General features: G+C 71.0%; 19 protein-coding genes and 1 pseudogene. 12 read left to right on the top strand and 8 right to left on the bottom strand.

All coding sequences use genetic code 11. From position 1 onward, the window contains the following. Positions 1–483 precede the first annotated feature (483 nt). Together ABC766_RS02155 and ABC766_RS02150 are read left to right on the top strand one after the other, a co-directional pair. Positions 484–780, top strand: a complete 297-nt coding sequence (locus ABC766_RS02155; RefSeq protein ID WP_043355801.1) for a hypothetical protein — start codon at positions 484–486, stop codon at positions 778–780. Positions 781–1,208: 428 nt separating this feature from the next. After that, positions 1,209–1,352, top strand: coding sequence for a hypothetical protein (locus ABC766_RS02150; RefSeq protein WP_167380411.1), 144 nt, complete (start codon positions 1,209–1,211; stop codon positions 1,350–1,352). A 24-nt stretch (positions 1,353–1,376) separates the two neighbouring features. Here the strand turns inward: ABC766_RS02150 and ABC766_RS02145 are convergent. The 4 genes and pseudogenes from ABC766_RS02145 to ABC766_RS02130 all read right to left on the bottom strand — a co-directional run. Further along, positions 1,377–1,526: pseudogene (locus ABC766_RS02145) on the bottom strand (methyl-accepting chemotaxis protein); the annotation flags it as partial. Between the two features lie 355 nt (positions 1,527–1,881). Then, a complete protein-coding gene (locus ABC766_RS02140) occupies positions 1,882–2,922 on the bottom strand; it encodes a helix-turn-helix domain-containing protein (RefSeq protein ID WP_345820953.1) in 1,041 nt (346 codons plus the stop codon). A 236-nt stretch (positions 2,923–3,158) separates the two neighbouring features. After that, positions 3,159–3,338: a hypothetical protein gene (locus ABC766_RS02135; RefSeq protein WP_043355788.1), complete on the bottom strand. Its 180-nt coding sequence runs from the start codon at positions 3,336–3,338 to the stop codon at positions 3,159–3,161. A gap of 143 nt (positions 3,339–3,481) precedes the next feature. Next, entirely contained in the window at positions 3,482–4,570 is a 1,089-nt protein-coding gene (locus ABC766_RS02130; RefSeq protein WP_345820951.1) for a catalase family protein, read from the bottom strand. Positions 4,571–4,711: 141 nt separating this feature from the next. Here ABC766_RS02130 and ABC766_RS02125 point away from each other — a divergent pair, with 141 nt between their 5' ends. The 3 genes from ABC766_RS02125 (at position 4,712) to ABC766_RS02115 (ending at position 6,038) form a co-directional block, all read left to right on the top strand. After that, positions 4,712–4,918, top strand: coding sequence for a hypothetical protein (locus ABC766_RS02125; protein WP_342144970.1), 207 nt, complete (start codon positions 4,712–4,714; stop codon positions 4,916–4,918). A gap of 197 nt (positions 4,919–5,115) precedes the next feature. Beyond that, the gene (locus ABC766_RS02120; RefSeq protein WP_345820948.1) at positions 5,116–5,469 is read left to right on the top strand and encodes an energy transducer TonB; all 354 of its coding nucleotides are present in this window, start codon (positions 5,116–5,118) and stop codon (positions 5,467–5,469) included. A gap of 311 nt (positions 5,470–5,780) precedes the next feature. Further along, a complete protein-coding gene (locus tag ABC766_RS02115; RefSeq protein ID WP_345820945.1) occupies positions 5,781–6,038 on the top strand; it encodes a hypothetical protein in 258 nt (85 codons plus the stop codon). A 17-nt stretch (positions 6,039–6,055) separates the two neighbouring features. Here ABC766_RS02115 and ABC766_RS02110 read toward each other — a convergent pair whose 3' ends face one another. Beyond that, complete coding sequence (locus ABC766_RS02110) at positions 6,056–6,235, bottom strand: hypothetical protein (protein ID WP_043355784.1); 180 nt, start codon at positions 6,233–6,235, stop codon at positions 6,056–6,058. A gap of 236 nt (positions 6,236–6,471) precedes the next feature. After that, positions 6,472–6,954, bottom strand: coding sequence for a DUF2721 domain-containing protein (locus ABC766_RS02105; protein ID WP_043355782.1), 483 nt, complete (start codon positions 6,952–6,954; stop codon positions 6,472–6,474). A gap of 1,044 nt (positions 6,955–7,998) precedes the next feature. On the opposite strand from ABC766_RS02105, the gene ABC766_RS02100 reads away from it, so the two are divergent. After that, positions 7,999–8,829: a porin family protein gene (locus tag ABC766_RS02100; RefSeq protein ID WP_345820941.1), complete on the top strand. Its 831-nt coding sequence runs from the start codon at positions 7,999–8,001 to the stop codon at positions 8,827–8,829. 230 nt (positions 8,830–9,059) lie between these two features. On the opposite strand, the gene ABC766_RS02095 is transcribed toward ABC766_RS02100, so the two are convergent. Then, complete coding sequence (locus tag ABC766_RS02095; protein WP_043389277.1) at positions 9,060–9,620, bottom strand: hypothetical protein; 561 nt, start codon at positions 9,618–9,620, stop codon at positions 9,060–9,062. A 507-nt stretch (positions 9,621–10,127) separates the two neighbouring features. Between ABC766_RS02095 and ABC766_RS02090 the strand changes: the two genes are divergently transcribed. The 5 genes from ABC766_RS02090 to ABC766_RS02070 all read left to right on the top strand — a co-directional run bounded on the left by ABC766_RS02090 (position 10,128) and on the right by ABC766_RS02070 (position 13,258). Next, complete coding sequence (locus ABC766_RS02090; protein ID WP_043756560.1) at positions 10,128–10,397, top strand: GCG_CRPN prefix-to-repeats domain-containing protein; 270 nt, start codon at positions 10,128–10,130, stop codon at positions 10,395–10,397. 337 nt (positions 10,398–10,734) lie between these two features. Then, positions 10,735–11,277: a sigma-70 family RNA polymerase sigma factor gene (locus tag ABC766_RS02085; RefSeq protein WP_345820937.1), complete on the top strand. Its 543-nt coding sequence runs from the start codon at positions 10,735–10,737 to the stop codon at positions 11,275–11,277. After that, positions 11,274–12,044 carry an anti-sigma factor family protein gene (locus ABC766_RS02080; RefSeq protein WP_075379974.1) on the top strand — a complete coding sequence of 257 codons (771 nt, stop codon included), beginning with the start codon at positions 11,274–11,276 and terminating at the stop codon, positions 12,042–12,044. Before ABC766_RS02085 ends, ABC766_RS02080 begins: the two co-directional genes overlap by 4 nt. Before the next feature lie 70 nt (positions 12,045–12,114). Beyond that, on the top strand, positions 12,115–12,807 hold the full coding sequence (locus ABC766_RS02075; RefSeq protein ID WP_345820934.1) for a helix-turn-helix transcriptional regulator: 693 nt from the start codon (positions 12,115–12,117) through the stop codon (positions 12,805–12,807). A 223-nt stretch (positions 12,808–13,030) separates the two neighbouring features. Continuing rightward, positions 13,031–13,258, top strand: a complete 228-nt coding sequence (locus ABC766_RS02070; protein WP_342144961.1) for a DUF1127 domain-containing protein — start codon at positions 13,031–13,033, stop codon at positions 13,256–13,258. A gap of 25 nt (positions 13,259–13,283) precedes the next feature. Here ABC766_RS02070 and ABC766_RS02065 read toward each other — a convergent pair whose 3' ends face one another. After that, positions 13,284–14,303 carry an NAD(P)-dependent alcohol dehydrogenase gene (locus ABC766_RS02065; RefSeq protein ID WP_345820932.1) on the bottom strand — a complete coding sequence of 340 codons (1,020 nt, stop codon included), beginning with the start codon at positions 14,301–14,303 and terminating at the stop codon, positions 13,284–13,286. Positions 14,304–14,574: 271 nt separating this feature from the next. Here ABC766_RS02065 and serA point away from each other — a divergent pair, with 271 nt between their 5' ends. Continuing rightward, complete coding sequence (gene serA, locus ABC766_RS02060; protein ID WP_345822653.1) at positions 14,575–15,798, top strand: phosphoglycerate dehydrogenase; 1,224 nt, start codon at positions 14,575–14,577, stop codon at positions 15,796–15,798. The last annotated feature ends 96 nt before the right edge of the window (positions 15,799–15,894 follow it).

Below are 15,894 nucleotides of genomic sequence, written 5' to 3'. Positions count from 1 at the left end.
ACGGCACCGGACGGGCCAGAACGGATGTCTTTCCGAGAGCGTCTACATCGACACCAAGCACAACGTCAGGATCGCGATCTCGAAGACGATCCAGCCACCGAAGACGACGACCAGCTCCCAGTCGGTTCTCTCTTTGGTCTTGGCCAAAGCGTACATGTTCGACCTCCTCGCGCAGCCCGAGAGGCCACAAGCGAATTCAGTCACCACGATAGGACGCGACGTATACGAATATTCAATCAGATTCTGCCTTGGATTGCAATTGTTCGAACGCGCGCAGGCCCGAAGATAAATCAATACATCACTCCGCGAAACGCGCGCCGCGCCTTCTCGGACGCGGAAATATTGCATCGCAGCAAGTATTTCCCCGCAGGCCCGGCGCTCGCGCAACCCCGATCCCGGGGACGTGAACGGGATCCGTCCAGCCGCGTTGCTCCCGACAGGCCCGGTAGAGGCAGCCTGGGGAAGCGTTCCGAGGATTCGCACATGAAGACGTTGATCAGCCTGACCGTCGCGGGCCTCCTGGCGACGGGCGCGGCCGCCACGGCCGCGGAGAATACCGGCCCCCGCATGCAGGGCTCGCCCAATGCGGCCGGCTATACGGGCAAGGACGAGACGGGGAAGGGCGCGACGACGGGCACGACGACGGGCACGACGACCGGATCACCGGGCTCGGAGATGCCGAAACAGGACGGCCGGATGAAGGGACCGCCGAATGCGGCCGGCTTCCAGCCGGGCGGCGACAAGGCCGGCGGCGCGGCCGGAGCCCCGGACCGTCGCTGATTCGCCTCATGCCGGGGCGGGATCCGGCCCCCGATCCCGCCCCTGAAGCCGGAGCCCCAGCCGCGACAGGCGGGGGCGGCAACCGGACGGGCCGCGCAATGCGGCGGCCCCATGGAGCACGGCGCGCGCAACGATATCCCCGCCACGGCGACGGCGATCGAAGGGCGGGGCCGCGATGGCCCAGGTCGAGGCGGAGCCGGTCGCAGGGCCCTGATGAAGGCCGTCGACCTGCCGGAGACGCCGGGATTCGAGGACGGCGGCACCGTCCCCCTGCGCGCCCGGGCAGCGAACGTTCTGCCCGTGAAGCCGTCGCGGCACCGCGGCAGCATGGCCGGGGCCTGTGCCGCTCCGGCGGGCCCGTCATCCAGCCGTCATCGGGCCGGCCTAGGGCGGCGCCTCCCGCCCACCCGACCGGCTATGCTCACCTGATGGATTGGTCCGACCTGCCCGAAGACATCCCTCCGTCGTCGGCCGCCGACGCGAGCCGGATGCGGCTGTACATCACCGTCGGGCTGATCGGCATGGGGGCTCTCGGCATGGTCGGCGGGATGCTGCACATCCTCCCGGCCTGAGCGGGACCGCCGCCGCCCCGGACCGGCCCGTTCGGTCGCCGCCTGGATCGCGGCGATCCGGCCGCCGATCTCGTCCGTCGTCCGGGCGGTCATTCCGGCGGTCACCTTCACCGCCGCGGCGACCACGGCGAAGCCACGGCCCGCCTCACCGGCGCGGGCGGCCTCGATCGGGGCGACGCCGCATCATTCAGCGAACCAGGATCGATCCCCCGCACCAGACCGGCGCCCCCCTGCCGCAGGAACCGGAAGGTCCCGGCGGGCAGTGCGTCGCAGCGCGGCTCCATCGGCTGGACGACGCTGCCGCCGGGCTGGCGGCAGGCTACCGGACGGGATCGGGCAAGGCTGAAGCCGCAGCGCCGGGGAGGCGATCCCGGCTGCTTCCATGCGGATCGCCCGATGGCAGCGCCACGGCAGGTGCCCTGAGAGGCCGGGATCGACACCCGCGGGTGCCGCTGCCGAATCCCGGAGGTCATCGCGGCTCCAGAGCGCCCGCCGGAGCCGGGGCACGCGGTTCGGGGCCCGAATCCGCTCAGGCCGCCAGCTTGAGAACCCAATCGTAGAAGTCGGTCCAGGTCTCCGACGGGGCCGGCGGCTCTGTGCCCGACGATTTCCCGGGTTCGATCGCGACCTGCGCGCGGACATCCCGAGGGGCGCAGCCGAACTCTGCGCGGAAGGCCTGGGTGAAATGTGCGGGGCTCTCGAACCGCCAGCGATACGCCACATCGGAGATGCGGGCGAAGCGCCCGTCGCCGGCGGCGAGGTCCCGATAGGCGCGGGCGAGCCGGCGCTGCCGGATATAGCCGGACACGCCCCCGAGGGGGACGAACAGCCGGTACAGGGCGCTGCGCGAGACGCCGAACCGCTGCCCGATCGCCTCGGCGGTCAGGTCCGTGGACGCAAGCTCGGCCTCGATGAAGCGCCGGATGGCGACGAGCAGGGGGGGCCGCTCGAGTGGCTGGGCGCCCCCATCCTCCTGCGGCAAGCCCAAGGCCGCCACACCGAGCAGCGCGGCCGTGGCCTCAGCCGCCGCAGCGGCCTCCGGCTCCGAGAACCCGGTCGCGTGCGTGCTGAGGGAGCGCAGGTGGTCGGTGAGCATCCGGCCGAACGGCGTCGCACCCCGGATCACCGCCCCGTGCAGGGTGTCGAGCGCGCTTTGCCGGGCGCCGAAGAGCGGCCGCGGCAGGACGACCGTGATCGCCTCGTAATCCGTGGAGGCGGCGGAGAGGGGCCGCGACAGGTCGAACAGGCAGATGTCCCCCGGCGCGCAATCCTGCTCCCTGCCGCTGACCGCCACCCTCGATTGTCCGGAGACGCGCATGTGGGCGACGATATGATCGACGCCCATCCGGGCCACCAGGCCACGCTCGCGCACGAACCGGAGCCCGGAGGCGCGGGCGCTGCAGACGATCGCGGTGCCGAGGTGCCGAACCCGCGACTGACCGCGGAAATCGGACAGATCTTCCTTGCGGATCGTGAAGTCCCAGAACGGCGCGACGGCGTCGCGCCAGTCGTCGGCTTGACGATGACCGGGACTCTCACCCGTGAGCAGCAGGATCGGTTTTGGTCGCATCGCCCGTGTTGTGGTCCGGACCGCGCACATGGCATCGGCCCCGCCGCCAGTATGGCGATTCCTGCTGCTTAGAAAAGTGGCACTCCGTTCCAAACACCGGACTCTGCGCTCCGGGCTCGTCCTGTCCTGCGGGATCCGGTGCCGGATGCGGAACGTCCCGCAGGCCGGTCGGCCGCGGGACGGGACGGGACACGGTTGTGAGGATCGCGGACTGCGATCCTGATGGTCGAGCCCCGTTACCGTCCGCTCGGGGCTGCGCCGCTGCCGGTGGCACCGTTGCCGGTGCTGTTGTCGCCCGCAGGGGCGCCGGGGGACGAGGTGTTGCCGTTGGGCGTGCTCTGCGCGGCGGCTATCCCGGCGCTGCCGGCGACGAGGGCGAGAGCGAGCAGGGCGGATTGAACGGTTCGGCTGGTCATGGCTCTCCTGGATCCCGATCGGATTCTCGACGTGCCGGCCCATGCCGGCTTGCCTTCGAGAACCGCCCCCGGGCAGCCCCGTTCCCGCCCGGTTGGGAGCGGCGCGAATCGGCCGCAGTCCACGGGCATGCCCGTGCAAGCATCTAGACCCGGAATGCGGCCGCGCTGCCCGGCTCGTGGATCGGGCAGCCGTTGTGCTCGGCCCGGAAGCCGGCCGAGCGGGGATAGACCACTCGGCGCGCGCGCATGATTGCGCCGAGCGGACGATGGGCGGCGAGGCCGTGCCAAGGACTGAAGGCGAGGCCGTCATCGAGCGCCCGCGCCTTCGCGTCGTTCCAGGCCTCCTGACGCGGCACGGTGATGCGCGCCACAGGACGATAGGGGCTCTCGGTCTCGGGCCAGGGGACCGAGGCGTCCTCGACCGGCATCGTCTCGCGATTGGTGAGGAGTTGAGCCCGGATTTCCCAGACGCCCGCCTGCGCGGCGAAGAAGGCCGCGACCGCCTCGCGCAGGCCGTTCGGCTTGCCGTTGACGTTCAGGGCGGCGCCCGTGAGCGCGGTCAGTTCGGGCGAGACCGGCGCCACCGCGACCTTCGCGACGTAATCGCCCCAGCGCAGGGGCGCCTGGCTGTAGAAGGTCTCGCCCAGGATGTGGGTTTCGGGATGACCGCCGAGGGCGATGACTGTCGGGCTCTTCGTGCCGAGTCCCTCAAGCACCGCCTCGACGCCGCGCAGCAGGGCCGAGAAGCCCTTCTTGAACACCTGCGGGGTGTCTGTGGTGGCCGCCAGCAGCTTCAGGCTTTTCAGGAAGGCCGCCCCGTCGGGCGCCGTGAAGGCCGGCGCGTTCGCCAGGACGAAATCCTGCGTCAGGCCCTGCGCGTCCGGCAGGCGCTCGCCGGCAACGCCGAGAATCTTGATGGCGAGGCCCCGGGGGGTCGACACGCTGTCGTCGAGGATGTCGCCGGGATTGGTCGAGAAGCGCAAAACCACATCGTGGCGCCCCCGCGCCGCGAAGGCGCCCTGGGCGAGCGCGGGGGACAGTCCGGGCAGCACCTCCAGGGAGCCGACCAGCAGGCCGTGCGCCTTGGCATGAACCCCGCGCACCGCGTGGCCGTAATCCTTCAGGGTCGTCTCCTGGATCTTGGCGAATTGCTCGACCATGCCCGCATGGACCGCCGCCTCATCGGGCTGCGGAGCCTCCAGGTCGGGCGTGTAGCGAATGAAGTCGGTCATGGGCCTCGGGGAAGACTCGGGGGCGCCGGGCATCGGATCCGAGCCTCAACCCGTTCGGATGCAGGCCGTTCCGCGCGTTTAGGGCGGCGGGAGCCGCGGGCCGCGCCGTTTCCGCCGGGAACACCCCGGAGCCCCCCGAGCTTGTCCGAAGGTCGAGACCTGGGGCGTGGCGTGAAGGTGTTCCGGATCATGCAGGCGGCGACGGGGGCGATCCTCTGGATCGGCTCCGCGCTCGATCCCCTTACAGCCCTCGACGCGATGGCGCGCGCAGCCGGCTTCCGCGACCGCACCCGGATCCCGAGCCACCTGCGGGCCGGAGGCCTCCATGTCGAAGAGGTGGAGGTCTGAATCCGCGCCGCGCCGAGCAACGGGCCGTGCGGCTGGACGTGCGGCGCCGATATCCCATCCCAGGGCCGGCGGATCGAGGTGCGCTCGCCGGAACCGACCGCAGCGACCGCTGTGTGCATCGGGGAGAACAGGGGGGTTGCCGACAAGTGTAGCGATGCCGTTCACGCGTCTTCAGGGAACGCCACGGAGGGTACGGCATGAACTCCGCCGATCCGACACCGCGCCTGCTCGCGGCCGGGGCGTCCCTCACCGGGACCGGCATCCTGATGTGCCGGACCGAGCCGTCCTGGGACGGGGTCCTCATCGGCCTGCTTTGCCTCGGGCTCTGGGCCCTCGGAACCCTCGCGACACGTCCGGGGCCCGTGACGCGGCCCACACGGACGATGCGTCCGGTCCTGCTTGAGGCGGTCGTCGTCGAGCGCCCCCGATCCTCGCCCCTGTTGCTGCCCGCGCCCCGGACGTCGGCCGACGACCGGGCCGGATCGAACCCATCCCGCCTGCCGGACAGGCCGACGCACCGCCCACGCGTCATCGGGCGCCGGCGCGGCTAGGGCCCCATGGCCGGCCCGGGATGCCGCTGACCCGGCGGGCGAGCAGGGGCGAGAACCGCGCTTCGAGAGCCTTGAGACGTGTCACCGGGGTGCCCCGGCGACGGCCGGGGCGGGCGCGAAGACCGCGGCGGGGAGACCCGCCCGCGCCGAAGGAATCTGGTAAGGAGGTGAGCCAGTCATCGATCCCAGGCCGGCCGGACGTCCTGCGGCGTCCTCGCCATCCGGACCGACAAAGGGCCGCCGTCCGGAATCCTGCGTCGCCGCGCCGGCTCTGGCGGCGCGCCGCCCCCATGACCGGCCAGGAGATCGCCATGGCCCCGATCAAGACCCCGGTGCCCTACCGGCTGCAATGCATCGTCCACCGGGAGAGCGCCGGCGGCATCATTATCCACGACGAGCAGATTCCCGGCGCCACCGACGAAGCGGCGGTCGCCACCGCGAAGGCACGCTTCACGCAGTTGCTCTCCGGCCGGTCGGGCTCGGCGGCTCTGAGGGACCCCGCAGGCCGGGTCGTCTGGTCTGCCCGGCAGACGCCGCCGCCCGGCACGGTGGGATCCGGCATCCCGTAGGACACCTCCCGGCGGGATCAGGGGGTGTGGCGCGCCTCGAGATCGATCACCGGGCCGCCCAGATCGAAGAACTCATCCTCGTACGGGAGCAGGTCCTGCGGTTCCTCAGCCTCCCGCCCCCCGAACGGCAGGAGCGCGGACAGGACTCCGAGGCAGAGCGCTCCGGCAACGAGGGCAATCATAATCGCGAAGCTCATCACGGAACACCCAGGCGAAGCCGACGGCGGCATCAGGCCGTCGGAAGATTAAGGCCCGGTTCCCGCACGCCGCAATCGTTCATGGCCGTCCGCGCGACCGCGGATCGACCGTTCTGCACTCTGAACGGCGCCCCGCACGCCCCGAAACGCCACGGGGGCACCGCTGGCGCACCGTTGCGGGTCGCATTCGAGGATTGGACCGGCCCCGGCGCGGCCCGGGTGATTCGGATGCGGCATCACCGTGGCGTCGTGACCGCATCCTGACGGTGCTCGACCTCGTCGCGCACACCGCGGCCGGCCATGAGGATCTCGGTCATGAACGCCGCGATCGCCGCCACCGTGCAGATCAGCGCCGCGCCGAAGCAGGCGAACAGGACGGATGCGGTCGCCGCGTCGCGCAGGGCCCCGACGAACAGGGTCAGCACCGCCAGGCCGATCAGCCCGCCTCCGAGCGAGGCCAGGACCACCGCCACGTCCAGCACGAAGGAGCGCCGCCGCAGGAAGGTCAGACGGCGGGTGAGGCGGACAGCCTCGGCGGCCGTGGCCCGGGCGGTCTCCGCCGAGAGGCTGTCGACCTTGTCGGAGATCCGGCCGAGTCGGGTCGAGAACACGTTGAGCAGCGTCGCCAGGGCCGACAGCAGGAAGGCGGGCGCGAGCGCCACCTGGATGATGTGCGCGACGCTGTCAGGCTCGGTCGCATTGAGGGAGAAGCCGAACATCGACGCGCTACGCTCGCGGACATGTCATGTCCCGGCGCGGCCGGGCATCGGTGCGGATGGAGGCGCGGGTGCGCACGGGTCCCGGGCGGAGCAGCCTACCATAGGAGCCCCTCCGCCTGCAGCCCGGCCACCAGCAGGAACAGCGCCGAGAGGAACGCGACCGCGATGTAGGGGGCCGGCGTGTCCGTCACCGAAGCCTCCCGGCGGGCGTGGGGCACAGATGCCCGATCCCGATACGGGCCGGGAGGACCGGCATCGAAGGCAGCGCGACGGGTCCCATGCGCGTCTCCTGAACTCTCCACCGATGACGAGGCCGGGCAGATAGGGCCTGATATGCGCCGGGAAAGCCGCGGCCGTTCGGCCGTGCGGCGGCCACAGGTTCTTCCCCACAGGCCGGGCGGAGCGGGTCCGCACCGGGAGCCGGCACCGGGTCTTGCGCGAGATCTGCGGCGTCCCGGGAGATCGATCGGTCCAGGAGATCGATCGGTCCATGGGGCCGCGGCCGGACTCACGGTCGTCCGCCCGAGATCCGGATCCGGCCGGGCCCCTATTCGCGCGGGTGCATCCGCCGTCGGACGCCGGAAGATCAGGGCCGGGCCGGCGCGAACCCGACGGGCAACGATCCGATACGCTCCCGGACCGGAGCAGATCTCCCGCCTCGCGCAAGCGGGCAATCTGGGGAACCGATCTGGGCTGTTCGTAAATTAATGTTAACCGCTCTTCGGGTCGCAGACGGACTTGCGGGCCGCCTGCCGGTAGGCTCTAGTGAATGTCGAAGCTTCCTGGTTGGTCCTGGGAACGTTTACGAACGAACTTCAGCCCCGTCCGCACCGCGCGACGGGGCTTTTTGTTCTCGGAAACACTCCGATACACATGGTCGAGAGCGCTTCGACCAATCCCGATCGGGATGTGCCCCAGCACACTTGGCTGTCTTGGCGGGAGGGCCCGTATCCGGGCTGTTGCGGCGACGCACTATCGCCCTGGCGCGCCCTGTCGTTCTGTCCGCCCCGCACACATCCCGCACAACGGGAGACAGAGGACCAGATGATCAAGAAGCTTCTTCTCGCGAGCGCCGCCACGGCCCTCCTGACCGGCGCCGCCTCGGCCGCCGACCTGCCGCGCCGCGCCGCCCCGCCGCCGATCTTCACCCCCGTCCCGGTCTTCACCTGGACCGGCGCCTATTTCGGTATCAACGCCGGCTACGCCTTCGACGCCAGCAGCAACAACACCAACAGCTTCGCCGTGCCCTTCCCGTACGGCAACGGCACCACCGCCTTCTTCAACCAGCGCAACCAGGAAGGCTTCTCCGGCGGTGGCCAGGTTGGCTACAACTTCCAGTTCACCCCCGGCTCCGGCATCGTCGTCGGTATCGAGGCGGACGCCCAGTACCTCGACTTCGGTCGCAACCGGAACAACGCCTTCGTTGTCGGCCCGCTGGCTCCCGGCTACTACGTCACCGACCCGCGCGGCCTCTCCAGCCTCGACTTCTTCGGCACCGTCCGCGGCCGCATCGGTTACGCCTTCGATCGCGTGCTGTTCTACGGCACCGGCGGCTTCGCCTACGGCTCGGGCAGCGCCGACCGCTCCTTCGGCGGCTTCGCCGGCAATGACAGCTTCCGCACCGGCTACGCCGTCGGCGGCGGCATCGAGTATGCCCTGCCCACCGACTCCTTCCTGAACTTCTTCCGCTCGTCGGCCGTGACGCTCAAGGTCGAAGGCCTGTACGTCAACCTCGACCGCAACACCCGCAACCAGGGCGCGTTCGTCATCAACGCCGCCAACAACTTCCCGGTGGCGTACAACACCATTGGCCGCCGCGATGACGAGTTCGCCGTCGTCCGCGCCGGCCTGAACTACAAGTTCGGCTCGTACTGAGATCCTCGCGCGATCGCGCCCCCCGCGCCGCGGGGGGCTGCGTCCCGGCCACCGGGACAGCGCGAGGCCCTCTGAGCAGGCCGTATCCTTTCTCGACCTGAGCATCCCCAGCCCGATCAAACTGGCCGCTTGAGCCGAGGAGCGTCCCGGGAGTCATTCCCGGGACGTCTTGCCCGGGACGTCTTGCCCGGGACGTCTTGCGTCCTGGCGATGGCCCTCCGCGTCACGCCTCAGGCGTGGACCGCGTGTTCCAGTTGCGCCTTCGACATCCGCGACCGGCCAGGCACGTTCTGAGCGCGGGCCTTGCGCATGAGCTCGGCCTTTGTCGGCTCCGACCGGCTGGAGCCCTTGCCGGACGTCTTGCCCTGTCCGGCAGACCTGCCGTCCTTCCTGCCGTCCTTGCGCGCTGCGGCGGCCTTTTCGGCGGCGGCCTCCGGCTGCTTCGAGAACTGCTTGCCCTTGCGGGTATCGGCCCGCTTCTTGGCCGTGCTGGCGGCATATTCCTTGTCCGTCAGACTCTCGCGGGCCTTCTTGGGCAGGTATCGTTCACCGGTCTTGCCGCTCTCTTCGCCCGATTTCGTGCCCCATTCCTCGTCGGTCCATTGCCGGAGATGGTTGTCGGCCGTCTTCTTGCCGGCATAGCCACCGCCTTCCTTCTTGTATTCGGCGGTCGCCATCTGCGCCTTGCGCGCCGACCACTGGCCAGGCTTGCCACCCTTGTCCGATTTCGTGACTTGCGTCTTGACCTTCTCCCACAGCTTGGGGTCGGTCTTCTTCGCTGTACCCGACATCGTCGCGCCTCGTGAAAAAGATTTGGCGGACAACACGAGCCCTGCGGCTCTGTTCCTGCGGCGCGTTCACTCCCCGCGTCCCGCCCGGTACGGTCCCGCGCCCCGGCGCCCCGCGATGCCATCCCCGGGGAGGGGACGCGTCTCGGAGCGGAGCGGGATCGGCCCGACGGCGGCCAGGATTGAGCGCCTTTCAAGGCGCGGGAACGGGAGCGGAAGACGCAGCAGCCCGATCCGGCGCAAGCCTCTGCGCGAGCCCCTGCGCAAGCCACTGCGCGAGCCGAAGGGCGTCATCGTCGGCAACCGAGGCCCCAACCGCAGCGCCTCAGGAGCCTTCGATCACGCCGGTTCGGACCGGAAGTCTGCTCTCGGCGGTCGCCGCCGGAGGGTTCCGGAATGTTTGTTTCTGGACGGTTATGGCGGAGGTCAGCCCACATTCAGGCGAGACGACCATTCTATCGTGGCCTTGTGTCGGTCCCGACCGGCACAAATCGAACAGAAGGTCAGATCATGATGCACGTGAAGATGTTCGCGGCGACCGCGGCCGTCATCGGCGGCCTCGGCCTCGTCTCCGCCAGCGCGGCGCCCCTGGCACCCGCCGGAGCCGCCGCGATCACCGGCCCCGCGTCTGTCAGCACCGTCGCCTTCGGCTGTGGACCCGGCTGGGCGCCCGGCCCGTACGGGCGCTGCCGGCCGATCTACCGTCGTCCGCGCTTCTACGGCCCCCGCTGCTTCTTCCGCCCGACTCCCTGGGGCCCGCGGCGGGTCTGCCGCTACTGATCCGACGGCTCGGGATCGATCGCGGCACCGAACCGTGACGCGAGCCGCGAGTTGATCCAGGGGCAGGCGCCGTCTCCGAGGAGGCGGCCCTGCCCCTTCCCGTTGGAAGGGACGCGGACGCCCGGGATCGCGCATCCGGCCCGTGCCGCCAGGCGGGCCGGGGCCCGGCCGCAGAGCCGCGCGCCGTCGGACCGAAAGTCCCGGCGCGGGGCGGGAATAAATCCCGCCGCCCACCGGTTCCTGATCGTGTGGCACCACGCTGCGGTCTGGAGCACGAGGGTCGGGACCCCATGGCTTCGCAGGCTCTCGACGGGGCGGGCCCGGCCCGGCCGCCGACATGACGACCCTGGCGCGGGCGCGCTTCAGCCAGTTCGTCCTGCCGCGCCTCGACGAGGGTTACCGGCTCGCGCACTGGCTCACCGGAAATGCCACCGACGCCGAGGACGTGATGCAGGAGGCGTGTCTGCGCGCGTTCCGGGCGATCGAGGGGTTCGCCGAAGGCAATGCCCGCGCCTGGTTCCTGACGATCGTCCGCAACACCGGCTATTCCTGGCTGCAGCGGCACCGGCCGCGGGCGGTGGTCTTCGCCGACGACCTCGCCCCCGAAGCCCGCGCCGAACTGGAGACCGGAGGCGCCCTGGCCGAGGCCCCGGAGACGCCCGAGTCGACCCTCATCGCCCGCGACGAGGCGGGGCAGCTCGCCCGGGCGGTCGGGTCCCTGCCGGTGGCCTTCCGGGAGGCGCTGATCCTGCGCGAGTACCATGGCCTCAGCTATCGGGAGATCGCCGCGGTGACCGGCGTCCCGATCGGAACCGTGATGTCGCGCCTCGGCCGCGCGCGGCAGCATCTGCTTGTACGGCTCGCGAAGGACGGGCGATGACCGACGACGAGACCCTCCAGCTCCTCAGCGCCTACGCGGACGGCGAACTGTCCCCTGGCGAAGTCCTGGCCATGGAGCGCCGTCTCGCCGCGGACCCCGCGGCGCGGGCGATGGCGGAGCGCCTCCGCGACCTCTCGCGCGCCCTGCGCGGCCCTCTGGCGGGACCGTCGGCCCCGGAGACCCTGCGGGCGGGCGTGATCGAACAGATCGGCTTCTCCGATCCGCCCCCATCCCGCACCCGGCTCGGCTCCTGGCAGGTGCTGGCCGCGACGCTGCTCCTCGGTCTCGCCGGCGGCGCCGCGCTCGGCGCCGGGGCCGTCTATCTCGACCGCCCCGGCGGCGCCCCCGATACGGGCGCGTCCGTGCTCGCCGGCCACCTCCGCGGCCTCGCGGCGCCCCAGCCCTTCGACGTCGCCTCCTCGGACCGGCACGTGGTGAAACCCTGGTTCAACGGACGGACCACCATCGCGCCCGAGGCTCCGGACCTTTCGGACCGGGGCTTCCCGTTGATCGGCGGCCGGGTCGACATCGTCGCCGGCACCCCCGTGCCGACCCTGGTCTATCGCCGCGACCGGCACGTGATCAGCGTCACGGTGGTCTCCGCCGCCGACGGGGCTCCGGACGGCGAGGGACGGCGGGACGGGTCCACGATCGAGCGCTGGCACCTCGGCGACCTCACCTACTGGGCGGTGTCGGACCTCAACCCGCGCGACCTGCGCGCCTTCGCCGACCTGTTCCGGTCTCGGGCCGGCGGACGCCCGAGCTGAAACGGGAATAATCGGCATTTCCGACGGGTTGTTACTGATATCGGGGAGTCGATGCGGCGAGGAACCTGGCGTGATCAGTCAATCGCACATGAACATCCGCAGAACCGGGGGCATGCCGGAGGCCGGCCCGGTGCACGCGCGGCGGTCCCAGTCCGGCGGCGCCCCCACCGTCCCGGACGCGTTCGTGGTGGAGGCCGCACTCCACCTCCTGGCGGAGCATCTCGAACAGGGGCTGGCCGTGACCGACCGGAGCGGTCGGCCCTATTTCCTGAACCGGGCTGCGCAATCCCTCATCGACCGGGGCCTTCTGCGCCTCGAGCACGGCGGCCTGCGCGGCGCGGGGCCGGAGGACAGCGCGACGCTCCGCCGCGTCATCGACCGCTGCGCCGCCGGCCAGCGCGGCGCCGCGGTGCGCCTGGACGGCCCCGACGGGACACTCTTGATCGCCGCCTGCGCGATCCCCGGGGCCTTCCGCCCGATCGCCGAGGGCGCGGTTCTCCTGCGCCTCATCGACCCCGCGGCGCCACGCCTGCCGGATCCCGGCGTTCTGCAGGATCAGTTCGGTTTTACCCCCGCGGAGGCGGCCCTGGCCATCGACATCCTGGCGGGGAACGACCTCGCGGCGAGCGCGACGCGCCGCCAGATCACCCGGAACACGGCACGCGTGCACCTGCGTCACCTCTTCGAGAAGACGGGGACGCGCCGCCAGGCCGAGTTGATGCGCCTGCTCCTGCTCTGCCCGCAGCCGATCGCGGGTGTGTAGAGCCGTCCTCGGTTTCCCGTGCGGGACGGAGGGGCGTCGTCTGGACCGGCAGAGCCTGCCCTGTCAGGAGGCAGGCCGCAACAGGCTCGCCCCCGGCAAACAAGTCTACTTCGACAACACGCAGTAACCTGAACAGATGATGCGAGAAAGAGACGATTCATCGACACTGATCCGGCCGAAATTGGATAAATAACCGATTTTTCGGCACAACGGAGACCAGATCATGATCCTCTCGTTCGTTAGATACATTCGAAAAAACCGCATCGCAACGCGAAACATTCGCATCTTATCGGCCCTCGACGACGATATGTTGAGCGATATCGGGCTCGACCGGCGCACGCTCCGCGCCTTCTGCGAGAACGGCTGTTCGCACATGCTGGCCCGGCCGGGCCAGCCGGAAGCATCCCGGACGGTCGCGCTGCCCAGGACGCTCGGGATCGCCGTCCGCTGAACCGGCCAGACCCCTTCAGGCCCGCTCAGATCGCGATGCAGATCTTGCCGAAGTGGCGGTTGCTTTCCTGGTGGCGGAACGCCGCCACGAGCTCGTCGAGGGGGTAGCGGCTGTCGACCACCGGCCGCAGGCCGCAGGCTTCGATGCCGCGGACCATCTCGATCTGGTGGCGGCGGCTGCCGACCAGCACGCCCTGCAGGCGGATCTGCTTCAGGAGCGCCGGCACCAGGGGCAATTCCCCGGCCACGCCCGACAGGATGCCGATCACCGAGATGTGGCCGGCGACGCGGACGGCGGCCATGGACTGCTCCAGCGTCGCCGGACCGCCGACGTCGACGACGTGGTCGACGCCGCGCCCATCGGTCAGCCGCCGGGCGGTCTCGCCCCAGGCCGGGTCGGCGCGGTAGTTGATGACGTGGTCGGCGCCGAGCCCGCGCAGGCGCTCCAGCTTGTCGTCGCTGGACGAGGTGGCGATCACCGTGGCCCCCGCCGCCTTGGCGAATTGCAGGGCGAACAGCGACACGCCGCCGGTCCCCTGCACCAGCACGACGTCGCCGCTCTTCAGGCCGGCATCGGCGTGGAGCGCGCGCCATGCGGTGAGCGCCGCGGTGGTCAGGGTCGCCGCCTCGGCGTGGTCCCAGCCCTTCGGCGCGTGGGTGAAGGCGCTGGCCGGCGCGGTGACCCGCTCCCGGGCATAGCCGTCGACCCCGTCGCCCGGCACCGTGGCGAAGCCCTCGACCCGCGGCGTGCCCTCGGTCCAGGTCGGGAAGAACGTGCTGACCACCCGGTCGCCGACCGCGAAGTCGTTCGGGCCGGGTCCCACGGCCTCGACCTCGCCGGCGCCGTCCGACATCGGGACGCGCGGCTCGCTCGGCCCCCACATCCCGCTGACCACGGCATAGTCGTGATAGTTGAGGGAACTCGCCCGCAGGCGGACGGTGATCGCGCCGGGCCCCGGCTCGGGCACCGGCTGCTCCCCGAAAGTCACCTTGTCGAAGCCGCCGCCCGGCTGGACGATGACGGCCCGGGCTGTCGATCCGGTCATGATGCACCTGTCGCTCCGCGGCCGCGGCCGCCGGGAGGCGGACACTGGCAGGCCCCACGCCCGGCGTCGAGACGACGGACGGGGACCGTCCGCCGCGGGGGCCGGGGCGGACGGCCCGCAACGGGCGCTCCGGTCCGGGACCGGCGCGCCCAGACGCCGCGCGCAGGAGCCGCGCGCAGGAGCCGGGCGCATGCCCCTCCCGCCCTTGCCGCTCCGCGACGCCAGCGGCAAGGTCGCGGATCGCATCCCGTCCGTGGAAGGAGCACAGACCGTGTCGACCGAGCGCGTCGTTCTGACCGAAAGCATAGCGCCGACGGCGTCCAGGATCTTCACGCAGGCCGGGATCGGCGACATCCGCCAGCTGCCTCGTGCCGTCAGCCCCGATGAGGCCCGGGATCTGGCCGACGTGACCGTCCTCGGCATCCGCTCCCGCACGCACGTCACCGCCGCGCTGCTCGACGCCCTGCCCGATCTCACCGCCATCGGCTGCTTCAGCGTCGGGACCAATCAGGTCGACCTCGAGACGGCGCGCGCCCGGGGCGTGCCCGTCTTCAACGCGCCGTTCTCGAACACGCGCAGCGTCGCCGAACTCACGATCGGCGAGATCGTGATGCTGCTCCGGCGCATCCTGCCGCGCTCGATCGCCGCCCATGCCGGCGGCTGGGACAAGTCGGCCTCCGGCGCCTTCGAGGTGCGCGGCAAGACGCTGGGGATCGTCGGCTACGGGAATATCGGCGCGCAGCTCTCGAACCTCGCGGAGGCGATGGGCATGCGCGTGATCTTCTACGATCTGACCGACAAGCTGCGTCACGGGAACACCGAGCCGGCCGAGAGCTTCGACGCGCTGCTCGCCGCCAGCGACGTGGTCAGCCTGCACGTCCCGGAGACGCCGCTAACCCACGGGCTCATGGGCGCGGAGCGCATCCGCGCGATGAAGCCCGGCGCCTACCTCATCAACAACAGCCGGGGCACGGTCGTGGACCTGGACGCCCTGGCGGCGGCCCTGCGCGACGGCCATCTCGCCGGAGCCGCGATCGACGTCTTCCCGGTCGAGCCCACCTCCAACGCGGAGCGCTTCGTCTCGCCCCTGCAGGGGCTGCCGAACGTCATCCTCACCCCGCATATCGGCGGCTCGACGGAGGAGGCCCAGGACCGCATCGGCGCGGAAGTGGCCCGCAAGCTGGTCGACTACGCCCAGACCGGCTCGACGCTCGGCGCGGTGAACTTCCCGCAGGTTCAGCTGCCGCCGCGCCGGTCCGGCGCCCGCTTCCTCCACGTCCACCGGAACGTGCCCGGCGTGCTCGGGCAGATCAACGCGGTCTTCTCGGGCCGGTCGCTCAACATCGACGCGCAGTACCTGCAGACGGACGGCGAGTACGGCTACGTCGTGGTGGACGCGTCGGTGGGGCCTGGCGAGGCGGACGCGGTGCTCCGCGCGCTACGGGCCATCGACGGTACGGTCCGGACGCGGCACCTCCGGCCGGCGGTAGCGTGAGGCTGACGCCGACGGCTGCCCCACCTCGTCGCCCCGTGCGGGCGACAAGGTCCACACCGCTGCGCGTGCGCCTCCCACAGAGCTCGGGCTCGCCCG

This window comes from Methylobacterium fujisawaense (assembly GCF_039619325.1).
In the GTDB taxonomy this organism is placed as follows: domain Bacteria; phylum Pseudomonadota; class Alphaproteobacteria; order Rhizobiales; family Beijerinckiaceae; genus Methylobacterium; species Methylobacterium fujisawaense.
This window is presented reverse-complemented; position numbering and strand designations above follow the sequence as displayed.

Coding starts and splice junctions, on each gene's coding strand:
- ABC766_RS02135 (WP_043355788.1), bottom strand. CDS start 3,338: ATGACCAGCCGAACCGTTCAATCCGCCCTGCTCGCTCTCGCCCTCGTC.
- ABC766_RS02105 (WP_043355782.1), bottom strand. CDS start 6,954: ATGTTCGGCTTCTCCCTCAATGCGACCGAGCCTGACAGCGTCGCGCAC.
- ABC766_RS02070 (WP_342144961.1), top strand. CDS start 13,031: ATGATCCTCTCGTTCGTTAGATACATTCGAAAAAACCGCATCGCAACG.
- ABC766_RS02080 (WP_075379974.1), top strand. CDS start 11,274: ATGACCGACGACGAGACCCTCCAGCTCCTCAGCGCCTACGCGGACGGC.
- ABC766_RS02140 (WP_345820953.1), bottom strand. CDS start 2,922: ATGCGACCAAAACCGATCCTGCTGCTCACGGGTGAGAGTCCCGGTCAT.
- ABC766_RS02155 (WP_043355801.1), top strand. CDS start 484: ATGAAGACGTTGATCAGCCTGACCGTCGCGGGCCTCCTGGCGACGGGC.
- ABC766_RS02090 (WP_043756560.1), top strand. CDS start 10,128: ATGATGCACGTGAAGATGTTCGCGGCGACCGCGGCCGTCATCGGCGGC.
- ABC766_RS02150 (WP_167380411.1), top strand. CDS start 1,209: ATGGATTGGTCCGACCTGCCCGAAGACATCCCTCCGTCGTCGGCCGCC.
- ABC766_RS02115 (WP_345820945.1), top strand. CDS start 5,781: ATGGCCCCGATCAAGACCCCGGTGCCCTACCGGCTGCAATGCATCGTC.
- ABC766_RS02065 (WP_345820932.1), bottom strand. CDS start 14,303: ATGACCGGATCGACAGCCCGGGCCGTCATCGTCCAGCCGGGCGGCGGC.
- ABC766_RS02120 (WP_345820948.1), top strand. CDS start 5,116: ATGAACTCCGCCGATCCGACACCGCGCCTGCTCGCGGCCGGGGCGTCC.
- ABC766_RS02110 (WP_043355784.1), bottom strand. CDS start 6,235: ATGAGCTTCGCGATTATGATTGCCCTCGTTGCCGGAGCGCTCTGCCTC.
- ABC766_RS02095 (WP_043389277.1), bottom strand. CDS start 9,620: ATGTCGGGTACAGCGAAGAAGACCGACCCCAAGCTGTGGGAGAAGGTC.
- ABC766_RS02130 (WP_345820951.1), bottom strand. CDS start 4,570: ATGACCGACTTCATTCGCTACACGCCCGACCTGGAGGCTCCGCAGCCC.
- ABC766_RS02100 (WP_345820941.1), top strand. CDS start 7,999: ATGATCAAGAAGCTTCTTCTCGCGAGCGCCGCCACGGCCCTCCTGACC.
- ABC766_RS02085 (WP_345820937.1), top strand. CDS start 10,735: ATGACGACCCTGGCGCGGGCGCGCTTCAGCCAGTTCGTCCTGCCGCGC.